This window comes from Streptosporangium sp. NPDC003464, assembly GCF_053588315.1.
On sequence record NZ_JBSFPS010000445.1, the window covers coordinates 1 to 4,538 of the forward strand.

Consider the following 4,538-nt stretch of genomic DNA (forward strand, 5'->3'; position numbering starts at 1 on the left):
CTGCGCCGAGGAGATCTGCTCGGGGGAGGGCCTGGACCGGGCCGACGTGCTCGACGTGCTGGCCCGGCTGGTGGACAAGTCCCTGGTGGTGGCCCCCCGACCGGCCACTCCCGCTGCACCCGCTCGTCTACCTGGACGACGGCGATGAGGTGACGGTCGGCAGACCCGACATCGACTCCTACGGCATCTTCCCCCCCGACGGCGCCGAGATCCTGCGCAGGCTGGAGGCCGGCGCCACGCCGCGCGACACGGCGGCGTGGTACCTGGGGGAGTACGGCGAGAGCGTCGACATGGACGACGTGATCGCGGCACTGGGCGAGCTCGAGTTCGTCAGGCAGGCGGGCACGGCGGAGACGGCGGAGACGGCCCCGGCCGAGACGGCCCCGGCCCCGGTGCGCTGGCGGCGGCTGGGCACGGCGCTCTTCTCTCCCCCGGCCTGGGTCGTCTACGGCGCGCTCGTCGGGTGGGCCCTGCTCGCCATGGCCCGGCGGCCCGACCTGGCGCCGAGCTACGAGCACGTCTTCTTCACCGACTACTACACGGTCGTCCAGGCCGCCCTGTTCGTCTTCGCCATCCCCCAGCTCCTGCTGCACGAGGCCTTCCACGCCCTGGCGGGGCGGCGGCTCGGGCTGCGCTCCACGCTGACGGTCGGGCGCAGGCTCTACTTCATCGTGCTGGAGACGTCGCTGCCCGGTCTGGTCGCCGTGCCGCGCCGCAGGAGATATCTGCCGATCCTCGCCGGGATGCTGGCCGACGTGCTCGTCATGGCCGTGCTCACCCTCGCCGCCGATCTCACCCGGGAGCCGGGCGGCGCCTTCTCCCTCGGCGGGAAGATCTGCCTGGCGATCGCCTTCGCGGTCCTGATCCGGATCGTCTGGCAGTTCTCCTTCTATCTCCGCACCGACCTCTACGTGCTCATCTCCACCGTCCTCGGCTGCGTCGACCTGCACGACACCGCCAAACAGCACCTGCGCAACCGGGTCAACCGGCTGCTGGGCCGTACCGGGCGGCTGGTCGACGAGTCGGACTGGCACGAGACCGACCGGCGGACCGCGCGATGGTACTCCTGGCTGATCGTCGTCGGCTACGCGGTGAGCATCGGCTCCTTCGCCCTGGCCGCCGTCCCGATCGCCTACCGGATGTTCGCGGGGGTGCTCGGGCGCTTCACCGGCGGCGGCGCGGCCGGCTGGGAGGAACTGCTGGACTCGGCTGTCTTCTCCGGGCTGGTCGTGCTCCAGGCCGTGATCATCACCTGGCTGATGATCCGTGACCGCCGGCGCAGGCGCGCGCGGCGGCGGCTCGCCCACGTCATCGCCTGAAGGGATTCACCATGGGCAACCACTACTGGCTCACCGGCGCCCGCCGCCGCGACCGTGACCGTGCCAGGCAGGGGCTCGACCTGCCGCCGACGCTGGCGGTGCTCGACGCGCACCGGCGGCTGCGCGGCCCCTACACCGCGGCCGGCGCGCTGATCCGGTCGATCGCCGCCGAAGCCCTGGCCCTCCGCCCCGAGCTGGGCCCGGCCCACAACATCGAGCTGCTGACCAGCACGCCGGAGCTCGCCGGCGTCGTGCCCCCGGCCTGGGCGACCCTGGAGTGGAGCGTCGGGGAGAAGGAGCGCACGCGTTTCTACTCCCGGCTGCACACACTGAACATCTCCAACGGTCTGGCCGAGTTCCTCCGCGACTATCTCGCCGCAGCCGGCGGCGGGCCGCGCACCCTGGTCCTGGAGAACATGCATCAGGCCGATCCGACCGACCAGGAGTTCGCCGCGGTGCTGCTGCGCCGGAGCGACCTCGGGGCGCTGACCGTCGTGGTCGGCACCGGCCCGGACCCGGTCGCCGACCCGCCGGGCGAGATCGCCGTCTCCCTGGCGCGGGTCCTGGCCACCCACGCCGAACCCGTCGACTGCCCCGCCACCACCGGCTCCCCGGCCGGGGACGCGCGCGACTACGTCGACAGCGACGGCACCAGCGACGAACCGGAGCTCCTGGCCGCCTACCGGCGGCTGGCGCCGGAGGAGCGCGCCCGCCTGCACGACGAGCGCGCGGCGCTGCTGGCCGGCCGGGGGGAGTTCTCCCTGCTGCTCGGCGCCGTCCCCTACCACGCCGAACACGGCGGCGACCCGCGCGGGGCGGGGCTGGCCGCCATGCGCCAGGCGCTCCAGCACTGCAAGGACATCGGCCTCTACCAGGCGGCCGTCGAGCTGGGACAGCGCGCCCGCGCGATCGTCGACCGGCCGACGCAGGAGGAGCTCTGGTGGTACTTCACCAACTCCACCAGTACCTGCATGGCCTCGCTCGGCCGGGCCGACGAGGCGGAGGCGATCTATGACGAGGCCCGGGGGGCGACCCAGGACCCGGTCGTGCACATGGACCTCGCCTACGGCACCGCGATGCTCTACGCCCGCCACTACCCCGAGGAGCGCCGGGACTACCAGCAGGCCAGGGCCTGGATGAATCTGTCGATCGCGATCGCGTCACTGCTGGGCGACCGGAAGGAGCGCGCCTTCCACTCGGTCTTCGCCAACAACGGGCTCGCCCTGGTCGAGGTGCGGCAGCAGAGCGCCGAGGTGGCCCTGCGGCTGCTGGAGGACGGGATGGCCAGGCTGGACCGGGAACTGGAGCCGGGCGAGCACGCCCTGCACCGGGCCGTACTGCGCTACAACCGCGCCCAGGTGTTCGGCATGACAGGCCGCCTGGAGGAGGCGCTGGCCGACTACGCCGCGGTCGTCGAGCTCGACCCGGACTTCCCCGAGCACCACTTCAACATCGGCAACATCCTGCGCCGCCTGGGCCGCGACGAGGAGGCGGTCGCCTCCTACGAACGCGCGCTGCGGCTGTCCCCGCCGTTCCCCGAGGCGTACTACAACCTCGCCGACGCCCGGCTCGAACTCGGTGACGTGCAGGGGGCGCTGGCCGACTTCCTCTACACCATCGAGCTGGACCCCGAGCACGTGGACGCCCACGTGAACCTGGCCGGCCTGCTGCACGGGCTGGACGACGGCGAGGCCGCCTGGCGGGTCACGGCCGCCGGGCTGGCCCTCGCCCCGGACAACGCCCACCTGCTCTGCCTCAAGGGGAAGCTGCTGGCCGAGCGGGGCGAGGCCGGCGCCGCCCGCACGGCCCTGTCGGCGGCGCTCCAGCGGGACCCCGGCCTGGCCGAGGCGTGGGCCGCCCGGGGTGAGCTGGCCTTCGAGGCCGGCGACCTGGCCGGCGCCGCCGGCGACCTGGACCGGGCGGTCGAGCTGGCCGGGACGCCCGCGATCCGGTTCAACCGGGCCGTGGTCTACCAGGAGGCGGCCCGCTACGCCGAGGCGGCCGCGGATTACGGGGCGGTGCTGACGGTGGTCGACGACGCTGAGGCACGGGAGCGGCTGGAAGCCTGCCTGAAGGCCGCCGCGATGTGAGACCGCCCGCCCCGGCGGGACCGCCCGCCCCGGCCGGACCGGAGCCCGCGAGTACGCGGTGTGACGGGGAACCGGGGCGGCGCGGCATGACGGGGGGCCGCGAGTACGTGGCGTGATGGGGGAACCGGGGCGGCATGACGGAGGCCGGGGCGGCGCGGCGTGACGGGGGCCGCGAGTACGCGGCGTGGCCGGGGGGGCCAGGGCGGCGCGGTGCCGCTCCGGGGGACCATCGCGGCCCGGGACGGTACGGCGTGACGGGGACGCTCCCGGGTGGTCAGGAGACTCTCTGCGAGGCCACCGGGGGATGTTCCGGCCCTCGGGTGAGAAGAACTGCCGGTCGAGGTGGTCGAGGGCGGGCCGGGCCGCCCCGAGGACGACGCACTCCTCACCGAGGACGGACAGCCTGATGTCCGGCATACGCCCGGCAGAGCGGCCCCAGCGCCCTGCGCAGCGGGTCGAGCAGAACGTCTCCGGACCGGGAGAAGCCGCCGTCGAGCGGGCCGACCTCGCCCGCGGCCCCGCTGAAGCGGTGGTGCAACACCCCGTTGATGACGAGCGCGGAGTCCGGCCGGCGGCCGGCGGCCGGCGTGCAGGTAGACCATGTCGCGGGTGTCGCGGGTGTCGCGGGCCACGCCGAGGCGCTGCTCGGCGAGCGCGGCGAGCTTGCTGTCGTCATCGCGTGCCGCGCGGAGCCTGCCGACCGCATGCCACGCGGAGCCTGCCGATCGCGTGCCGCGCGGAGCGTGCCACGCGGAGCTTGCCGTGCCCTCCGTGATCACGTAAGGAACCGCCGGCCCCACAGCGGTTCCATGACTTTTCGGCCCCTTATTTAAGGAGTCCGTCATAAGTATCGCGCCGCTCCCCTGAAGGCCGACAAACGAGCTGTTTCCCCAGATTTCGCCCAGACGGCGATCAAACTCCGATCTGCCGTACGGGACGGCTGGTCGGCTGTCACCCCCCGAGAAAAACTGAAGGAGAATGCGTGCGCCCCCTCTTCCGCCGCAGCACCTCACTGGCCGCGGGAATGGTGCTCGCGGCACTCGTCGCGGCCCAGCCGGGCATGGCACAGGCCCAGCCGCGTGAAGATCCCGTGGACGTCCAGCTGTTGTCCATCACCGACTTCCACGGC

The 4,538-nt window shown here is 73.3% G+C and carries 3 protein-coding genes; 2 read left to right on the forward strand and 1 reads right to left on the reverse strand.

What is annotated here, in order from left to right; all coding sequences use genetic code 11:
• Positions 1–149 precede the first annotated feature (149 nt).
• Positions 150–1,319 carry a hypothetical protein gene (locus tag ACWDS7_RS46765; protein WP_451934561.1) on the forward strand — a complete coding sequence of 390 codons (1,170 nt, stop codon included), beginning with the start codon at positions 150–152 and terminating at the stop codon, positions 1,317–1,319.
• Between the two features lie 11 nt (positions 1,320–1,330).
• A complete protein-coding gene (locus ACWDS7_RS46770; protein ID WP_451934562.1) occupies positions 1,331–3,409 on the forward strand; it encodes a tetratricopeptide repeat protein in 2,079 nt (692 codons plus the stop codon).
• A 385-nt stretch (positions 3,410–3,794) separates the two neighbouring features.
• Here the strand turns inward: ACWDS7_RS46770 and ACWDS7_RS46775 are convergent, their stop codons facing one another.
• On the reverse strand, positions 3,795–3,950 hold the full coding sequence (locus tag ACWDS7_RS46775; protein WP_451934563.1) for a hypothetical protein: 156 nt from the start codon (positions 3,948–3,950) through the stop codon (positions 3,795–3,797).
• Positions 3,951–4,538: the final 588 nt, after the last annotated feature.